17 protein-coding genes are annotated in these 18,195 nt (G+C 61.5%); 9 read left to right on the forward strand and 8 right to left on the reverse strand.

Features of this window, described 5'->3' with window-relative positions; all coding sequences use genetic code 11:
• The first annotated feature begins 188 nt into the window (after positions 1–188).
• Both RTP54_RS13780 and RTP54_RS13785 read left to right on the forward strand, forming a co-directional pair.
• Positions 189–1,037: a methyltransferase domain-containing protein gene (locus RTP54_RS13780; protein WP_312363477.1), complete on the forward strand. Its 849-nt coding sequence runs from the start codon at positions 189–191 to the stop codon at positions 1,035–1,037.
• 37 nt (positions 1,038–1,074) lie between these two features.
• Positions 1,075–2,553: an aspartate aminotransferase family protein gene (locus RTP54_RS13785; protein WP_312363479.1), complete on the forward strand. Its 1,479-nt coding sequence runs from the start codon at positions 1,075–1,077 to the stop codon at positions 2,551–2,553.
• Positions 2,554–2,600: 47 nt separating this feature from the next.
• On the opposite strand, the gene RTP54_RS13790 is transcribed toward RTP54_RS13785, so the two are convergent.
• From RTP54_RS13790 to RTP54_RS13810, 5 genes are all read right to left on the reverse strand, one after another.
• Positions 2,601–3,848 (reverse strand): S41 family peptidase, encoded by a 1,248-nt coding sequence (locus tag RTP54_RS13790; RefSeq protein ID WP_312364391.1) that lies wholly within the window; start codon positions 3,846–3,848, stop codon positions 2,601–2,603.
• Positions 3,849–4,049: 201 nt separating this feature from the next.
• Entirely contained in the window at positions 4,050–4,367 is a 318-nt protein-coding gene (locus tag RTP54_RS13795; protein WP_162703700.1) for a FliM/FliN family flagellar motor switch protein, read from the reverse strand.
• 162 nt (positions 4,368–4,529) lie between these two features.
• The gene (locus RTP54_RS13800; protein WP_312363481.1) at positions 4,530–4,886 is read right to left on the reverse strand and encodes a hypothetical protein; all 357 of its coding nucleotides are present in this window, start codon (positions 4,884–4,886) and stop codon (positions 4,530–4,532) included.
• Positions 4,887–5,156: 270 nt separating this feature from the next.
• On the reverse strand, positions 5,157–5,342 hold the full coding sequence (locus tag RTP54_RS13805) for a hypothetical protein (RefSeq protein ID WP_112833447.1): 186 nt from the start codon (positions 5,340–5,342) through the stop codon (positions 5,157–5,159).
• Positions 5,343–5,344: 2 nt separating this feature from the next.
• Positions 5,345–7,801, reverse strand: a complete 2,457-nt coding sequence (locus RTP54_RS13810) for a metallophosphoesterase (RefSeq protein ID WP_312363482.1) — start codon at positions 7,799–7,801, stop codon at positions 5,345–5,347.
• A 397-nt stretch (positions 7,802–8,198) separates the two neighbouring features.
• Between RTP54_RS13810 and RTP54_RS13815 the strand changes: the two genes are divergently transcribed.
• Together RTP54_RS13815 and RTP54_RS13820 are read left to right on the forward strand one after the other, a co-directional pair.
• Positions 8,199–9,146 carry an ABC transporter substrate-binding protein gene (locus RTP54_RS13815; RefSeq protein WP_409517131.1) on the forward strand — a complete coding sequence of 316 codons (948 nt, stop codon included), beginning with the start codon at positions 8,199–8,201 and terminating at the stop codon, positions 9,144–9,146.
• 104 nt (positions 9,147–9,250) lie between these two features.
• Complete coding sequence (locus tag RTP54_RS13820; protein ID WP_312364395.1) at positions 9,251–10,441, forward strand: cystathionine beta-lyase; 1,191 nt, start codon at positions 9,251–9,253, stop codon at positions 10,439–10,441.
• Positions 10,442–10,490: 49 nt separating this feature from the next.
• Here RTP54_RS13820 and RTP54_RS13825 read toward each other — a convergent pair whose 3' ends face one another.
• Both RTP54_RS13825 and RTP54_RS13830 read right to left on the reverse strand, forming a co-directional pair.
• Complete coding sequence (locus RTP54_RS13825) at positions 10,491–11,120, reverse strand: glutathione S-transferase N-terminal domain-containing protein (protein ID WP_312363484.1); 630 nt, start codon at positions 11,118–11,120, stop codon at positions 10,491–10,493.
• A gap of 7 nt (positions 11,121–11,127) precedes the next feature.
• Positions 11,128–11,493 carry a metalloregulator ArsR/SmtB family transcription factor gene (locus tag RTP54_RS13830; protein ID WP_312364397.1) on the reverse strand — a complete coding sequence of 122 codons (366 nt, stop codon included), beginning with the start codon at positions 11,491–11,493 and terminating at the stop codon, positions 11,128–11,130.
• A 221-nt stretch (positions 11,494–11,714) separates the two neighbouring features.
• Here RTP54_RS13830 and RTP54_RS13835 point away from each other — a divergent pair, with 221 nt between their 5' ends.
• The 4 genes from RTP54_RS13835 to dctP are packed head-to-tail and all read left to right on the forward strand — an operon-like array spanning position 11,715 to position 16,576.
• Entirely contained in the window at positions 11,715–12,560 is an 846-nt protein-coding gene (locus tag RTP54_RS13835; protein ID WP_312363486.1) for an ABC transporter substrate-binding protein, read from the forward strand.
• 10 nt (positions 12,561–12,570) lie between these two features.
• Positions 12,571–13,701: an LLM class flavin-dependent oxidoreductase gene (locus RTP54_RS13840; RefSeq protein ID WP_312363488.1), complete on the forward strand. Its 1,131-nt coding sequence runs from the start codon at positions 12,571–12,573 to the stop codon at positions 13,699–13,701.
• A 26-nt stretch (positions 13,702–13,727) separates the two neighbouring features.
• Complete coding sequence (locus RTP54_RS13845; RefSeq protein WP_409517132.1) at positions 13,728–15,557, forward strand: TRAP transporter large permease subunit; 1,830 nt, start codon at positions 13,728–13,730, stop codon at positions 15,555–15,557.
• 17 nt (positions 15,558–15,574) lie between these two features.
• The gene (gene dctP, locus RTP54_RS13850) at positions 15,575–16,576 is read left to right on the forward strand and encodes a TRAP transporter substrate-binding protein DctP (protein ID WP_312363490.1); all 1,002 of its coding nucleotides are present in this window, start codon (positions 15,575–15,577) and stop codon (positions 16,574–16,576) included.
• Between the two features lie 64 nt (positions 16,577–16,640).
• Here the strand turns inward: dctP and RTP54_RS13855 are convergent, their stop codons facing one another.
• Positions 16,641–16,937: a PRC-barrel domain-containing protein gene (locus RTP54_RS13855; protein ID WP_112811651.1), complete on the reverse strand. Its 297-nt coding sequence runs from the start codon at positions 16,935–16,937 to the stop codon at positions 16,641–16,643.
• Between the two features lie 363 nt (positions 16,938–17,300).
• On the opposite strand from RTP54_RS13855, the gene RTP54_RS13860 reads away from it, so the two are divergent.
• A complete protein-coding gene (locus RTP54_RS13860; protein WP_112811578.1) occupies positions 17,301–18,128 on the forward strand; it encodes a phosphogluconate dehydrogenase C-terminal domain-containing protein in 828 nt (275 codons plus the stop codon).
• Positions 18,129–18,195: the final 67 nt, after the last annotated feature.

An 18,195-nucleotide genomic window follows, 5' to 3' on the forward strand; every position in this document is an offset into this window, starting at 1 on the left:
GCAAACGGTTATTTGAGCGACTGCTGTTGCGGAAGTGACAGCATCGGAACGGCCGAAAGCGGGACGCCTGGGAGCTTTCTGGGGGGGGCGGGCTACCCCAAAAGCCATGAAATTGATTGTATCCTTATACAGAGGGTTCATAGTTTCGACCGGCGAGACAGGAGAGCGTATCCGCGGGAGGAACGTGCATGTCCAACACGCTCGATCAGATCCGTGAACAACAGAAAGAGACCTGGGACCGGTTTTCGGCCGGCTGGAAAAAATGGGACGAGCTGGTGCTGGGTTGGCTCAAGCCGTTCGGCGATGCCATGATCAACAGCGCCAGGCTCCGTGACGGCGACCATGTCCTGGACGTCGCGGCTGGAACCGGCGAGCCGGGGCTGACGGCGGCTTCTTTGGTGCCGAAGGGGCGCGTCACCGTCACCGATCTGTCCGAGCGCATGCTCGAGGCGGCGGCCGAAAACGCCCAGAAGCGCGGTCTCGACAATTTCACGACGCAGATGTGCGACGCCGGCGCGCTGCCGTTCGCAGATCGATCCTTCGACGTCGTCCTTTGTCGCTTTGGCTTCATGTTCTTCCCTGACGTCGGCACGGCGGCACGACAATTCGCCCGCGTGGCGAAACCCGGCGCGCGCGTTTGTGCGGCGGTCTGGAGCGCTCCAGAGAAAAACCCATGGGCGACGACGGTGATGGCGACGATTGCGCGGCATGTGACGTTGCCGACGCCAGCACCCGGCGCGCCGGGCCTCTTTCGCTGCGCAGCACCAGGCATGCTGTCGGCCGCATTCGCCGAGGCCGGCTTGGTCGATATCAGCGAAGACGAGATTTCGACGCCGATGGTGCACGAAACGCCTGACCGCTACTGGACCTTCATGACCGAGATCGCGGCACCGGTGGTTGCCGGGTTGGCGCAGGCAGACGCCGCGACGCGCGAGGCAATTCGCAGCGAGGTCGTCGATTTGGCCCGACAGTCGATGCGGGCCGACAAGGTGGAGCTGCGATCGACCGCCCGGATCGTCACCGCAACGCGAAAGTAGACAGTCGCCAGAGGCGCTCGCGATCCCGGAGGCTCGCATGGACACACAACGGAGAGACGATCAGGCGCTTGAGGAGGAGACGCTCGACCCGCAGGACTGGGCGGCGTTGCGGGCTTTGTCGCATCGCATCGTCGACGATGCCATCGATTACGTGAGCGGCGTTCGCGACCGGCCTGTCTGGCGGGACATGCCCGACGACGTGCGCCGGTCCTTTGCCACCCGTCTTCCTGAGGGGCCGTCACCGGCGGACGACGTCTACCGCGAGGTGGCGGCCAATGTCCTTAATTATCCCATGGGCAACATCCACCCGCGCTTCTGGTCGTGGTACATGGGGTCGAGCAATTTCACCGGCGCACTCGGCGATTTCCTGGCTGCCATTCAGGGCTCCAATCTGGGGGGCGGCAATCATGCCGCCGCGCTGATGGATCAGCAGGTGGTCGATTGGTGCAAGCAGATGATGGGGTTCCCGGACAGCGCCAGCGGGACGCTGGTCAGTGGCGGGTCGGTCGCCAACATCATCGGCCTTGCCGTCGCCCGCAACGTCAAGGCCGGCCTCGATGTCCGCGAGCGCGGGGTGGCTGAAATCGAGCGTCCGCTGCGCTTCTATGGCTCCGACCAGATCCACAGCTGCCACCGCAAGGCCATGGAAACGCTCGGCCTCGGACACCAGGCGCTGCGGCGCATCCCGACCGACGCCGCGCTCAGGATCGACGTCGCAACGCTTCGAAACGCGATCGATGAAGATCGGGCGGCAGGGTTCAAACCTGCCTGCGTGATCGCAACGGCCGGCACCGTCAACACCGGCGCTATCGACGACTTGGAGGCGCTGGCGAGGCTCGCCGACGAGGAGGGCCTGTGGCTGCATGTGGATGGCTGCATCGGCGCCCTGATCGCGATTGCGCCGGAGAACCGGTTTCGCGTCGCCGGGATCGAGAAAGCCAATTCGGTCGCTCTCGATCCACACAAGTGGCTGCACGCGCCCTTCGAGGCCGGCTGCGTCCTTATTCAGGACGCTTCGGCACACAGGGGCACCTTCGCGGTGACGCCGGAATATCTGGTGGCCACGACACGCGGCCTGGCCGCGGCCCCCTGGCTCTACGACTACGGCCTGCAGACCACGCGCGGCTTCAGGGCACTGAAGATCTGGATGTCGTTGAAGGAGCACGGTATCGCCAAGTTTGGCCGGCTCGTCGATCAGAACATCGCCCAGGGACGCTATCTGACTGACCTGATCGAGGCCGAGCCCTCTCTCGAACTAGTGGCGCCGACCGCCATCAACATCGTCTGCTTCCGTTATCGCAGCGAGGGCAAAAGCGCCGACGAACTCAAGACCGTCAACACGGAGATCATGCTGCGCCTGCAGGACGAAGGGACGGCCGTTCTGTCCGACACAACGGTACATGGCGAGCACTGCCTGAGGGTCGCGATCAACAACCACCGCACCAGGCGCGGCGATCTCGATCTTCTCGTCGAAGAGGTCGTGCGGCTCGGCCGGGACATCACCGCGCGAACGTGATGCCTTGGATAAGGGCCCAGAAATTCGGCAGGCAATCACCGTTGTCGTTAACGGGTGAGCGGTCGCTGCGGGGGCGCGACGATGCGATCCGAGGTGCCTTCCGCCAGCAGGCGAAGCATTTGCGAGGTCGCCGCTTCCCGTTGCGGATCGCGGCCTGCCGCATAGGCAAGCGGAAGAGGAGCGCGAGTGTCAGGCGCGATGCCCTTTCCTTCCAGTCGGACATCGTCGTCGATAACGGCATCGGAGACGGCAATCTCCAACAGGCTGTCGTCAGGCAGAACATAGGCGCGGCCTGCCAGCAGTGCGCCGGCGGTCTTTTCGCCGACAAGTGGAATGCCGTTGATCCTGAGCGCATAGGCGAAAAGCTCCAGGCCGCTGCGCGTGCCCTCGTCGATCAGCGCCACCACCGGACCGCGCCAGCGAACATTGGCGAGCGTCGCTTGCCCATGTCGCGGAATCAGCCTGAACGAAGGCGTATCGCCGAGGAAGATCTCGGCGGCGTCGGCTGCCCCACCGCCCCAGCGGCCGCGTAGATCGACGACAATGCCATCGACGTCGGAAAGACGCCCGGCCGCGATCTCCCGCGCCACGATATCAAGCCCGTCTCGCGTGGACAGCGTCCAGAACCTGACATAGCCGATCCTGCGGCCATCCTTTTCGCTGACGTGGATGCTGCTTTCGATCGCCTTCTCGAAGGTCGGCAGCGGGCGCAGCCGTTCGACCGCAACCTTGACGACGATCGGCGTCGCGTCGGGGGTGCGCCGCAAGCGTATGTCGACCGTCTGTCCGACCTTGCCCTGAAACGAAGCGATCTCCCGATAAGGCAATCCGTCGACGGCGATGATCTCATCGCCCATCAGCAGCCCCGCCGTCGCCGCCGGTGAACCGTCATAGACATCGCTGACGAAGCGCCTTTCGCCGATCATTTCCGTGACCATGCCGATGCCGGGATAGGTCACGTCCCCTTCGGGCGGAAACAGACGTCGCAGATCGTTGCGGATGGCGAAGCGAAAGATGTCGCTGAGTTCGAAGTAGGCGATGGTGTCCTGCTTGAACCGGCCGTTGTGAGACGCATGAAGGCTTGCCAGTGCTGCCTCGATCGCGGCATCGACACGCAGGGTCGAGCCCGGCGAGGACAGTGGCGGCGTCGCCGCATCGATTGTCTTTTTCGCCGTTGCGTTGAAGCGCTGGAGCGCGGTTTCGTCATGAAATTCGGCATTGACCAACGCGATCGCGCGATCAAACACCGCGTCGCCCGATCGCGGCAGATCTGCCGCGAGCGCGCCCGCCGACATCAGCGCCAAGAGGAGCGCCGACTGGAATGCAGGGGAGATCGCTTTGCGCACCGGCGGCCTTTCGGTTCGTTTCCGCGCATTATGGTTTCAAGCGCGGCGAAGACGAGGCCTTGCGACACAAGATTGCGTGATCGCCTGATGCGAGGTGTTCGGCAGGCGTCGGAAAGTCCGTGAGCCTGGCACCGACCCGGGCGCCGTCGGCTACCGGCGGCGGCCGTGCGAAATCTCGACGATCTTGACGCCGATAGCTGTCTTGGATTCGTTGAAAACGATCTCGCCACGCCCAATGACCGTGCCATTGACCTTGAGGTCGACCGGATCGCCGAAATTGGCGTCGAGATCGATGTGGTCGTCCTTATGCAGCTTGGACAATTGGGCCACCGTCAACCGGCTACGGCCCAGAACGGCTTCGATGACGAGCGGAATACCCTGTACCGCGTATTCCCCGATCGGAGCCGTCTCCTGCGGAACGGGGCCGGTTTCGATTTCCGGCACGCCATTGTACAAATTTTCGTTCATCATCATCATTCACCGCCCAAACACTGGTTTACAAGTCCTTAACGAAAGGGTTGCGCCAGTTCGCCATCTCAAGCAATGGCGCCTGGCGGGGTCGTGTCCCGGCGGCTCGCGTGAAGGTTAATGCTTGATTAACATCCACAAACACGGCCGTCGAAACGCGCCCTAGAGTGTCATTGCGGACCAACTTCCTTCGCGCTTCTCGAACCCGATCGCCCGACTGCCGTCCGGCAATCTGTCACCGAGTCGCACGACATAGACATAGCCGCCATAGACCATCAGTCCGCGATCCCCGTCGCTGTAGACAATTTCGAACGTCGGAGGGCTTGTGGCAATCATGCCTTTTGAAGGGTCGGCCTGCGGCGCGAACTCAACGACAGGTTCGCTCCACGGCAAACCTGGCATCGGCGCGACGTAATAGATGGCGGCAAGCGCCGACAGGCTGCAAATGGATATCGCGGCAATCTGCGATGAGATGCCGCTCGGTCGTCCGGCACTCGGGTGAAGGGTTGCGGCGCTCATTTATGGGTCTCCAATGCAAATGCGTGGGGCTGGATCGCGCTGAGTGCGTCATGTCGCAGGGGCCGCCGCCCGTCATATGGCGCGGGCAGCACGGTTCCCTCGCACGGCACCACCGCGCGACTCATTGATTTCAGCTCTCATCGGAAGCTTTCCATCCACCCTTCGCAAGAACAACACGAAGCGCTGCCGTTTCCACACTTTTTGCGACGAGCGGCAGGGGGCATAACAACGTCTGCTGGCGCAGGCTGCAGGCGGCAGTCCCGCAAAGCATCATCCGGATGGCTTCGGCGGTGAATGCATCGCCTCAAGCATCTTGGCCCATTCGCGATAGAGAAGCGCTGCCTCGGATGAGATCTGGTGCGCCTCTAAGACCTTGTCCGTGACGGCCTCGACCCATTCGCCGGGTCCATGAGGCTCCAGTACCACAGCATCGTCGCCGAGATCGATTTGTTCCATTTTCATTCCTCACCGTTCGATGCGCCGCCGGTCCCCTTGTCATCGTCCTCTTCGGGAAACTCGAGCGACCTAATGATGGCGTAGATGGCTGCGTGGGCCAGGCCACGGACAATCAGGATCTGCTCCGTCAGCTTCTTGTCCATCGGCTCCAATAGCCTGGCCACCCGGGTGCCGTCCGCCGTCGATGCGAAACAGGCGACGCCGATGCAGGCCCAGGGCGGCGGCCGATCGGTCCGCGCATAGGCTGGGTGACAGATGGGGATCGCCAGGATGTTGTGCATTTCAAAGACATGTTCGCCGGGTGCCGGCGCGTAGGGGATCGGTTCGATAAGGTGCGATCGCCTCTGTTTGACCCAGGGAACAATGCGGCCCTGGCGGAACGCTACCCCCGCGATCCCGCGTCCGAGTGGAACGAGAAAGTCGCCGGCAAGCGGCTCCGTGGTCCAGGAGCGCCGAGCAAGGAACGGGCGTAGCCCTGTCTCCTGGCTGTCGTAGACGAAGAATTCGATACTGCGGTTCTCACCGTCTGCACGCCGGCTGAGCAGCCGCTCCGTTTCTTCGGCAAAAAGCTCGAAATATCGCGCGATCCGTGCCGGCCACCGCGATGCACAGGACGTTCGCCCAGACAGCGCATTCAGGATGGCGTGGCGCTGGTCAATGACTTCGGTGCGGATGGTCAGGCTTTCCGGCGTCGAGGGGGGCTCCCATAAAACTCTGTACTGATAACCGACGAGCGGCTTTTCGATGCGAAACGTGCACGTCCCGGTATCCAGCTGATAGCTCAGTGTGCTCGCCTCGTGCAGCGTCATGCCTGTATCGACGTGGAGTTTGACGTCTGACTGGAATTTCGCGTCGCCATTCGCGTCCAGTTCGTAGGCGGGATAATTGTCCGGCGCGAGGCATTGCAGGTAGGGTCGAACATCGCGCAACGAGTCCGGGAGCTGGAGGTGAATGTCCAACACGTCGATGGGATGGGGCACGCGGAAACCGACGTATTCCTTGTCCCAAACGTCATTTTCCGGCCTCTTGCGCTCGATACATTCCCACCGCGTCATGTTGAAATTGTTGGCGCAGGCATAGCGCACCCGGTAGTTCATGCCGCCGTTGCGCAAACTGTCGTCTGGCAAATCGACGATGAAATTTCGGCTGTGTTCGCCCCGTGATGTCGGCGCGCTCGCCGGGGACATCGTCATCTTTACCCCGGGGCTGCTGAAGGTTCGGTCAGGTTTGAACAACGCATCGACAAACCAGCCATCCCTTGCCACTTTGACGCTGTGCGTGCGGTGATGAAACTGGGTTGGATCGTTTGTCGTCAGCCCCTCCAATGTCGACTCGATGACCAGGTCACCGGTCTCGGTAATGCGATAATGCTGGGTTCTCGTCCGGCAATGCAGCGAGTGGCGCTCACGTGCCCGAATCGACGCCCGGCGCTTGGTGGTCGTCAGAGGCTCGCGGTAGATCGTGTATCGTTTCTGCCGGTTCGGCGTCGCTCCTCCACCGTAGCGGAAGCTCTCGACTTCGATCTGCCCGTTCGCGGCAACCGTGATGAGATTGAAACAGTTTCCTTCCGCATCGTTCTCTGTTTCGAGCGCTCCGCATCCTGCCGAAACGACCGCCATCGTATGGCCGGTCTCGTCCGATGGAGACAGGTCGAGGCGCGCGAACTGCGCGACATGGTGGTGCCCGTGCAAGACGATGTCGAAGCGGTGTTCGCTCAAGATGCTCAGGACCGTTCCTGCATTGTGCAGTACCATAAGCGGCTCCGATCCGAGTATCCGGCCCGCCTTGGCAAATGCGATCGGCAGCACATGGTGGTGAATGACCGCTATGCGAAGAAAATAGGGATCCGTGATGGCTCTCAGTTCGGCTTGAAGCGCCTCGAGTTCGCGATCGTCGACCCGGCCGGTGGCAAAGCTGATCCGTTTTCCAACCGAGTTGGAATCCAGCGTTGCGACAAGAACCTTGTTCATACCCGTTTGATTGACGAGCGGCTTTTTGGGGGCGTCCGGCAGGTGCGCCGCGAACGATGATCCGCCAACGAGATCGCGTTTCAAGCCGTCCAGAAGGCCGATAGTGGGTTTGGGATCGTTTCTATAGAACTCGGTGAACCCGAGCGGCTCTCCGAAATCCCGCATCGCAATTGCTTCTGCTTCGCTCGTATCGTCGTTGTAGAAAATCCGCTCGAACCAGTCCTTTCGCCGGCCCCACCAGCCGCCCGATTTAACGTCGTGGTTTCCCGGCACGACAATCAACCTGGCATTCATCCCCTCAGCAAAACTCCGCAACTCACACTTTGCGGCCAGCAACTGGATGGGCGAGGGATGATCGACCATATCACCGGAGACGATCAGCAGCTCCGGCTTGGATCGCTTGATCTCATCCTTGACCGCGCGCCAAAGCGCGATGTTGAATTTTTCGCCGAAATGCAGGTCGGATAGATGCGCGATGCGGATCGTCACGACGGCCGTCCCCTGTTCCCTTCGCGAATCTAAACCACGTCGCAATCAACCCCTAGTCACCAATTCGGGTGACGAACCCCGGCTGGTTGAGTGGCGGCAAGCGTTCCGGTCGCGGCATCCTGAACGCATTTTTCCCGTCGGCGGGATTGCTGCGGCGCAGCCAAGGCTCGCCTGGTCGTCCCTCTGTCTAAAATGAGGGGCGAACCGTGCTTTCGGCGCGACAGCGCCAATCATCGAAGGCGCACGTGCCCTGCAGCTGGAGGCGAACGGATTTTTCCCGCCGGGACGAAATGAGAACCAAACATTCCTTTAGTCTACTAAATTAATAGACAAATATCCAAGGGCAGGCAGGGATTGAAGGCTTGGCTTGAACCCGTGAGATGAAGGGATGGGCAGAATGGGTATTCTTCGCAATAGAAAAGTCCTGGCGGCGGGCGCGTTGGCTGCCATGGTGTTTGCCGCCGGCGCATCGTTGGCTACCGACGCCTTCGACCTCAGTCCGGAGCAGCCCAACCGGTTGCGCGTCGAAAAGAACGACAAGCGGATCGCCGAGGTGCCCGCGGACTTCAAGTTCGTCAACGACGGTGCGCTGACGATCGGCATCAGCACCAGCGGCCATCTTCCTCTGCACGATTACGCATCCGACAGCAAAACGGTCATAGGCTATGATGTCGATCTGGCGCAGGCGATCGCCGACAGTCTCGGGCGCGATCTGGAGCTGGTTTCCGTTGCGTGGGCGGACTGGCCGCTCGGATTGGTATCCGGCAAGTTCGATGCCGTTATTTCCAACGTGACCGTGACGGAGGAACGCAAGGAGAAGTTCGATTTCTCCACCTACCGCAAGGATGAACTCGGCTTTTACGTCAAGGCCGACAGCAAGATACGGGCGATCAAGGCGCCAAAGGATATAGCCGGGCTGAAGGTGATCACCGACGCCGGAACCAATCAGGAAAAGATCCTGCTCGAATGGGATCGGCAAAACCTTGCCGCCGGCCTGTCGGCCATCGAAGTGCAATACTACGATGATGATGCCGTCAAGGATCTGGCGGTGCAGTCGGGCCGGGCAGATGTGGTGTTCAGCGTCAATGCGACGCAAGCCTACTCCGCTGCGATCAACGGCAAGACCAAGCTTGTCGGCACCGTCAGCGGCGGTTGGCCGATCTCCGCCGAGATCGCCGTCACCACCCGCAAAGGCAGCGGTCTTGCCGAGCCGCTGACCGGTGTCGTCAACGACCTGATCGCCAGCGGCGACTATCGCAAGATCCTTGAAACCTGGAAGCTCGGTCCCGAAGCGATCGAAAGGGCCCAGACCAACCCGCCGGGCCTGCCCAGGAGCGGTTCGTGAACACGTAACCAATGGTGTGCGGGACCGGCGCCGTGGGCGCCGGTTTTCGTATGCGTACCATCGAGAAGAGCCGGGATCGCCCCGGCATTGAAGTGCAGGATTTCATGAGCGACAACGACGACATCCCGGCAAAACTGGGAACCAATACAAGGCTGCTGCGCGCGGGATACAATCCGTTCGACTATCATGGGTTCATCAACCCGCCCACGGTGCGTGCCTCCACCGTGCTCTTTCCCAACGCCAAGGCGATGGAAGGGCATGATCAAAAATATACCTATGGCACGCGCGGCACGCCGACGACGGATGCGCTTTGCGAGGCGATCAACGAGTTGGAGGGAGCGGCGGGAACGCTTCTAGTGCCGTCGGGGCTGGCAGCGGTGACGCTCGCCTTTCTGGCGCTGCTGTCGCCAGGCGACCACGCGCTGATCGTTGATTCCGTCTACGGCAATGTGCGCCATTTCTGCGATACGATGCTGGCCCGCTTCGGCATCGAGGTGGAGTATTACGATCCCGCTATCGGTGCGGCGATTGAGACCCTGTTCAAACCCAACACAAGGCTCGTTCACCTTGAGGCGCCGGGCTCCAACACCTATGAGATGCAGGACGTGCCTGCAATCACCGCGGCCGCACACCGTGTCGCAGCAGTTGTGACGATGGACAACGCCTGGGCGACGCCGCTGTTCTTCAGGCCACTCGACTTCGGCGTCGACGTTTCGATCCAGGCGGCGACCAAATTTCCGACAGGCAATTCCGACATTCTGCTCGGAACGGTATCGGCCAATGCGAAGTATTGGCCACGGCTCAGGCATATGAACGGGGCGCTTGGCATCTGCGGTGCGCCAGACGATGCCTACCAGACGCTTCGCGGGTTGCGCACGATGGGCGTGCGCCTCGAACGCCACCAGAAAAGTGCGCTTGATATCGCCGAATGGCTGGAAACGCGCGACGATGTCGCCCGTGTTCTCTACCCCGCGCTTCCAAGCTTTCCCGGCCACGCGATCTGGAAGCGGGATTTCAAAGGCGCAAGCGGTGTCTTTTCCTTTGTGCTGAACGTTGCGCGTCAGGATGAGTTCAAGGCGAGGGCGCAGGCTTTCCTCGATGGACTGTCACTCTTCGGGCTCGGTTACTCCTGGGGCGGGTTTGCGAGCCTTGCGCTCCATGTGGATCTCGCGGACCGGAAGGTTCTGGCAGCACCGAGCGAAGGGCCCTTGCTACGGCTTCATATCGGGCTTGAAGATGTCGATGACCTCAAGGCCGATCTTGAGCGCGCTTTCGCGGCGGCCGCCTCCTTCTGAGTGGCCATCGCTTGTCTTACCAAAGGCGTCTCCCTGTCATGGACCCCAGTCAGGGCAGGGGGATGGTCCCGGTGAAATGCGGCACTTCGTATCCGCGCTTGACGGCCGCCCGAAGCGCGATCCTCAGGTACCAGGACTTTACATTCGGATAATCGGAAAGGTTGATCTTGTGACGCGCGAAGCGTGACACCCACGGCCAAGTCGCGATGTCGGCGATCGAATAGTCGTCGACAAGATAAGCGCGGCCTTCAAGCCGGGCATCGAGCGTTTCATAGAGCCGTTGCGTGTCCCGCCGAAAGATGTCTTCGGCAAAGGGCGCCATGCCCGGGTTGTAGGTGAGGAAATTGTGGGCATGGCCGAGCGTCGGCGCGAAGCTGGCAGCCTGCCAGATCGACCACTCGATCGCCTGATGCCGTGCAATGCCGCTCGCTGGCAAAAGCCGACCGGTCCTGTCTGCGAGATAGAGCAGGATGGCGCCGGACTCAGAAAGGGTGATGCCGGTCGCGTGGTCGATGATCGCCGGGATCTTGCCGCCGGGATTGATGGCGAGATAATCGTCAGAGAATTGCGCGCCACTTGTGATGTCGATCGCGTGCGCACGGTAATCGAGGTCGAACTCCTCAAGGGCGATGGCAATCTTCAACCCGTTCGGCGTGATCCAGGTGTAAAAGTCGATCATCGGCCGATCAATCGAACATCACTTCGTCGACCGGCAGCCGTGTGATGCCGAAGCGGCCCGTGACATCGTCGAGTCCGGCAAACATTTCGCGCAAGGTACGAACCACCGTTTCGACACGCGGGTCGGTGACCCTGTAGACGATTGCCTTGCCGTCGCGCTGCCCCTCGATCATGCCAGCCTCGCGCAATTCTGCCAGCTGTTGCGACAGGGTCGGCTGGCGAATGCCCAGCTCGATTTCCAGCGCCGAGACCGATGCTGGCGCCTCCATCAGATAGCAGACGATCGCGAGGCGATTGGCGTTTGCGATCAGTTTCAACAGTTCGCTGGCTTCGCCAACGCTGCGGCAGACCTTTGTCGGTGCCGGTTTCGTCATCATTGCCTCTTTCGTTTCATAAAAAAGTAAAGTGACTGTCCCCGGATTTCAATGCGCCTGCAGCCGGTAAACGCTTATGCGACAAAACATTTTATTATCTGTAGAATTTATAGATTAAATATCCCGCGTCATCGTGGGTGAAGGCACGGTCTTTCTCGCATTCATTTCATAAAAAAGTAGATTGTCTGCATTGGCACTGCAAGACTGCGATTGGAATGGTCATGAGGATTGGCGTTCACCCCAACAACCTGCATTTGCGATTGGCACAGCTTTGGCCCGGCGCATTTGCCGAACTCGATCCGATTTTCGTTCCCTATGGCGAGGGCAGGGATACCGGCGCGCTGATCCATCGGGGCGATATCGACTTCGGCGGCACCGGCTCCACGCCGCCGCTTGAGGCGGATGCCCGTGGCCTTGGTGTCGAATACATAGCCGCTTCGGCTCCGCGGCCTGCGAACGGCGCGATCTTCGTGCGCGCCGAGAGCGACATATCGGCGGTCGCCGATCTTGTCGGGCGAAGGATCTCGTTGATCGACGGGTCGTTTCATACCTATCTGCTGGCGCGCAGCCTCGAGGGGCAGGGTCTCTCCCTCTGCGACGTCGAGCGTGTCGAAAGCGGCACCCGGGATTCGCTGACGGAGTTGCTGGAGGGCCGTGTAGATGCCTGGGTGGCGATGTCGCCGCGCCTCGAAAAGGCGATCGAGCGCAGCGATCTGCGCCTGCTTCTGAGCTGCGGGGCGGCAATCCCGAACCGTTCGCTGTTCTGGACCCTGCAGCGAACGGGGCTGTCGGCCGGCGAATTGGCAGCCATCGCGGGCGAACTCAACAGGATCGGCCAGGAGGTCGGCGCCGATCCGAAGGCAGCCGCGCGCCTGCTTGCTGCAGACGACCGCACCGGGACGGATGTCGATATTTGGGAGCGGGTCGTGCGCTCGCGCGATTTTACCGTCGGCCCGATCGATGCGGCCGTTCTCGCCGAACAGCAGGAGGAAGCAGACACGCTCCACCGCCACGGCCATTTCCTTCATTCCATTGCGGTCGGCAAGCCGCAGAAGACAGCATACTGAGGACCTCAACGTGAACGTATTCTGGTATATGTGTGCGCCTGATGGCGCTTACCCCTGGCAACCGGAGGGCTCCCGCAAGGTCGATTACGGCTATTACAAGCAACTGGCGCAGGCCTACGATCACCTCGGCTATACCGGTGCTCTGTTTGCGACAGGAGCTCACGACGTCTGGGTGCTGGCAAGCGCGCTGCTTTCGCACACCGAGCGGCTTCGCTTCCTGGTCGCGATCCATCCGGGGCTTGTCGCTCCGACACTGCTTGCCAAGATGGCCGCCACCTTCCAGGAATTTTCCCGCGATCGCCTGTTGATCAACGTCGTGTCTGGCGACGCCAAGATGCTCGGCGCCTACGGCATGATGTTGCCGCATGACGAGCGCTACGACATGGCGGACGAATATCTCCAGCTCTGGCATCGGCTGTTTGCCGGTGAAAGCGTCACGCACAAGGGCAAGTATTTCTCGACCGAAGGCGCCAAGCTGGCCCTTCCCGTCAGCGAAACCATTGCGCCGCCGCCGCTCTGGTTCGGTGGTTCCTCGGACAAGGCGATCGATGTCGCGGCGAAACATGTCGACACCTATCTGTCCTGGGGTGAAACGCCGGAACAGATCGGCGGCAAGATCGAGGCGGTGAAGGTCCGTGCTGCCCACTACGAGCGGGAGCTGAAATACGGCATCCGCCTCTATGTCATCGTGCGTGACACCGACGAACAAGCCTGGGCGGCGGCGGCCGACCTCTATTCGCGCATGGACGATGCCGCGATCGCCGCCAATCAACGCTTTGTCGCCAGGAGCGATTCCGTCGGTCAACAGCGCATGACGGCGATGCACGGCGGCCTCAAGCCTTCCAATCTGCGTGATCTTGAAGTCGCTCCCAATCTCTGGGCCGGCATCGGGCTGGTGCGGCCGGGGCCTGGCACGGCGGTCGTCGGCTCGCCCGATACTGTCCTTCGCACCCTCGAAGCCTATCAGCGGGAAGGTGTCGAGACGTTCATTCTCTCGGGCATGCCGCTGCTCGAGGAAGCCTATCGCTTCGGCGAGAAAGTCCTGCCGCGCCTCGACGTTCAGCGCGACATCGCTCCGGCTCGCAACTTCACATGGTCCACCCTGTTCGACCGTGACCTCTCCACCGTAAAGAGCGCGTGAGCCTCTCGTCATAAGGGAACGTTTGCGTGGCCATCACCGAAATCCAAACGACCGAACCGGCCTCCATCGTGCGCCTCGGTGCGCAACGGCTCCTTAAAGCGCTGGAGGCGAGCCTCGGCGTCGCGTCCGCCACCGTGCTTGCGGTCCTGCTGGCCGTCGTGCTGACGAGCGTCTGCATGCGCTATTTCTTCAACACCGGCTTCGTCGGCGCAGAGGATCTCGGCATCTGGCTGCATGTCGCACTGATCGCACTCGGCGCGCCCTTGAGCCTCAACAGCGCGCTCGCCATGCGGCTCGACGTCTTTGCCAGAATGCTGCCGTCGCGGCTCTATCCGGCAACGCAGGTCGGAGCCGATGCCTTCACGGTCGTCACCGCGCTGGTGCTGGCTTTCGGCGGCCATGAGATCATGGCCATGCTCGGCGGCGTCTCGCCGACGCTCGGCGTGCCGGAATGGTATCGCTTCGGCTTCCTGGGCGTCGGCGGCTTGCTGGTCCTGCTGGTGTTGATGCTTCAGCGCGTTAGCGAAGGCAGAACGCTGCACGGCCTGCTTTCCCTGGCGATCGGTGCTGCGCTCTATGCGGCGGTTCCCCATGTCATGGTCGAGCTTGACTGGCCGCCAAGCATCGTTCTCGGTCTTGTCGCAGCCCTCGGCCTGGTGCTTGCCGCGCCGCTTCCGCATGCGTTCCTTGCAGCGGCCTACGTCGCGATCGCCTTCGGCAGCAGCCTCCCGGAACCGGCGATCGTCTCGTCCACGGTAACGGGGATCTCGAAGTTTCTGCTTCTGGCGATACCTTTCTTCCTGCTTGCCGGCGGCTTGCTGACCGCATCTGGCGTCGCCAACCAGCTCGTGCGGTTTGCAGCCTCCATCGTCGGCCATCGCCGGGCAGGCCTTGCCCAGACCACGCTTCTGACGAGCGTGCTTTTCTCCGGCGCTTCGGGTTCGTCCGTGGCCAACGCCGCTTTCGGCGCCTCGACCTTTCAGCCAGAACTCGTCAAGCACGGCTATCCGCCGGCGCAGGCAGCGGCCATCATCGCCTCGACCTCTGTGCTTGACAATGTCATCCCACCGTCGATCGCGTTCCTTATTCTGGCGACTGCGACCAATCTCTCGGTCGGCTCGCTGCTCGTCGGCGGTTTCTTCGCCGGCGGCCTGATGGCGATCTGCCTGGCTGTTGCGATCCACGTGACAGTGCGCGAACAGGTGCCGCAAGCGCGTGCTAGCGGTGCCCAGCGCTGGCAATCGGCGAGACAAGCCATACCGGCCTTCGGCTTGGGGATCATCGTCGTCCTCGGCATTCGCTTCGGCATCGTCACCACGACGGAAGCTGCAGCACTCGCAGCCCTTTACACGCTCTTTCTCGGGTTTGCCGCGCGCCTCGGTGTCCGGTCGTTCTATGCGACGTTCCGGCAAGCCGCGACCGAGGCCGCGGCGATCGGGCTCCTGATCGGAACCGCCGGCCCCTTCGCATTCCTGCTTGCGGTCGATGACGTCGCGGGCCTGGTATCGGACCTGACGATGCTGCTCGGGGGCAGCGCGCTCGCGGTCCTCCTGCTGTCCAACGTCATTCTTCTGGTCGTCGGCCTGGTGCTCGATATCGGCGCGGCGATCCTGCTCTTCGGGCCCATTCTCCTGCCGGCGGCTGTCGCGGCCGGAATCGATCCGATCCACTTCGGCGTCATCATCGTCGTCAATCTGATGATCCACGGGCTAACGCCGCCGCTCGGCATGCTGATCTTCGTGGTCAGCGGCGTCACCAAGTTACCAGCCCCGGCGCTGTTCCGGGCGGTTGTTCCCTATCTGCTCGCCCTTCTCGTTTCCCTCGCGATCCTTTGCGCCTGGGCCATTCCATTCTAACCAACAGGATCTTCGTCATGAACGCTTTCAACCGACGTGCCTTCCTAAAGACGACCGCTCTTGCCGGAGCAACGCTCTCCTTGCCCGCGATCCTGCGTCCGGCACACGCCCGGACCACGCCGATCACGATCGCCTCGCTTTTCGGCGACGACAAGCCGGAGACGAAGATCTGGTTGAAAATCAGCGAGCTTGTCGAAGCCCGGCTGCCCGGGCAATTCCGCTTCAACATCGTCAAGAGCGGCGCGCTCGGCGGCGAGAAGGAAGTGGCCGAAGGCGTGCGTCTCGGCTCTGTCCAGGCCAGCCTTTCGACCGTGTCTTCACTGTCGGGGTGGGCGCCGGAACTGCAATTGCTGGACCTGCCGTTTCTGTTCCGCGATGCCGACCATGTACGCAAGACCGTCGAGGGCGAGATCGGCGCCGATCTCAAGCAGAAGCTGCTGTCGCAGAACTTCGTCGTCGCCGATTTCATCAACTACGGCGCTCGCCACCTGTTGACCAAGGAACCGGTCACCAAGCCAGAACAACTTCAAGGAAAGCGCATCCGGGTGATCCAGAGCCCGCTTCACACCAAGCTTTGGAGTGCATTTGGCACGACGCCGATCGGCATTCCGATCACCGAGACCTACAACGCCCTTGCAACCGGTGTCGCCGATGCGATGGATCTGACCAAGTCGGCCTATGCGGGTTTCAAGCTCTATGAAGTGGTGCCTTACCTGACTGAAACCGGCCATATCTGGGCATCCGGCGTCGTCTATTACTCGTCCGATTTCTGGAAGCGTCTGAACGAGGAGCAGAAGGCGGTGTTTGCGCAGGCATCGGCGGAAGGCGCTGCCTATTTCAATCAACTGATCGTTGAGGACGAAGCCAAGTCGGTTGAACTGGCCGTTCAGAACGGTGGGAAGGTGCTGAAGCCGGAAGCGTTGGACGCGTGGCAAAAAGGCGCCCATGGCGTCTGGGACGAATTCGCACCTGTCGTCGGCGGCATTGACCGGATTAAGTCCGTGCAGGCTATCTCCTAGAGCGTCAGCTGGATCCCGCAATTAACAAGAGAAACGCCCGGCGCATCGCGCCGGGCGGTTTCGTTCAATGGTGATGCTCGGGCATCGCCTTCAACTGTTCCTTGGTCCATGCCGTCACTGCGTGGACCTCGCCATCTTCGTCGCGCATGAAGTCGAGCTCGCCGAGCGGCACCGCCACGGGTTTGGCGCCAATGCCAAGGAAGCCGCCGACGTCGATGATCACGGTGCTGCCTGAGCCTGCACCATGAACATGGTCGACTTTTCCGACCTTGTGGTCGTCCGCGCCATAGACTGTAGCCCCCTCAAGGATTGAAGGCGTGAGATCTGCGGTCGCCAGGCGAACGTGGTTTGTGTGGTCCATCGTCATTGCTCCTCTCATTTGAACTGATGACTAAACCGATCTCGGAGCGAACTGTTCCACCGGTACGGGTTTTCGGCCGCCTCCAAACGGCGATTTCGGGCATCGATGCACTGTGCGCCTCACCGCTGCGAACGACACTTGCCCCCTGATGTCATCCGTCCACTCGCATTCTTTAACTGCGCTGATCCTTGTCCTGATGGACAGAAAGGTCGTGTCGATCCGTCGACAACCGCGCTACATATAGCAACACATAGTTATTGACATGTTATACCAGTTGGGGAATATATCCCGACACCGGTTAGCCGGTGTGGAAAGTCGGCTCGCCTCGAGCGGGCTGCGTTACGGCATTTAGGGAGATCTTCGATGACATCGATCGCGTTGTTTGGTGCCGGTGGGAAAATGGGCTATCGGCTTGCCAAGAACCTTCTGGGGTCGCGGTTCGATGTCCGTCACGTAGAGGTCAGCGATGGCGGTAAAGCCCGGCTCGCCAATGATCTCGGCATCACCTGCGTTTCGGCCGAGGCAGGGCTTCGCGGAGCTGACGTCGTGATCCTGGCTGTTCCGGATACGGCGATCGGCAAGGTCGCCAGCGGTATCGTCGATATGCTGGAGCCGGGCACGATGGTCGTCGCGCTTGATGCCGCAGCGCCTTTTGCCGGCCATTTGCCGCAACGCGCTGACCTCACCTATTTTGTCACCCACCCCTGCCATCCACCTATTTTCAATGATGAAACGGATCCATCCGCCAAGCGCGATTTTTTTGGCGGCATCGCTGCAAAGCAGCACATCGTCTCCGCCCTGATGCAGGGCCCCGAGAGCGCCTATGGCCTCGGCGAGGAGATCGCCAAGGTAATCTGGGCGCCCGTCATGCGGTCGCACCGGGTGACCGTCGAGCAGATGGCGCTGCTCGAGCCAGGGCTTTCGGAAACGGTCTGCGCCTCGCTGCTCGTCGTCATGCGCGAGGCCATGGACGAGTGCGTGCGCCGCGGGGTTCCGAAGGAGGCGGCACGCGACTTCCTGCTCGGCCACATGAACGTGCTTGGTGCCGTGATTTTTGAGGAAACGCCGGGGGTCTTCTCCGATGCCTGCAACAAGGCGATCGAGTTCGGCAAGCCGGTGCTGATGCGGGAGGATTGGCGGCGCGTCTTTGAGCCCGCGGAAATCGCGGCAAGCATTCAACGCATCACCTGACATGCGGCGGACGTCGTCCGCCACCTTGGGGCGTCACGCGGCGCCCGAATGAAGCGATCGCACCGGA

Source organism: Ensifer sp. (genome assembly GCF_031989085.1).
Taxonomy (GTDB): Bacteria; Pseudomonadota; Alphaproteobacteria; order Rhizobiales; family Rhizobiaceae; genus Ensifer.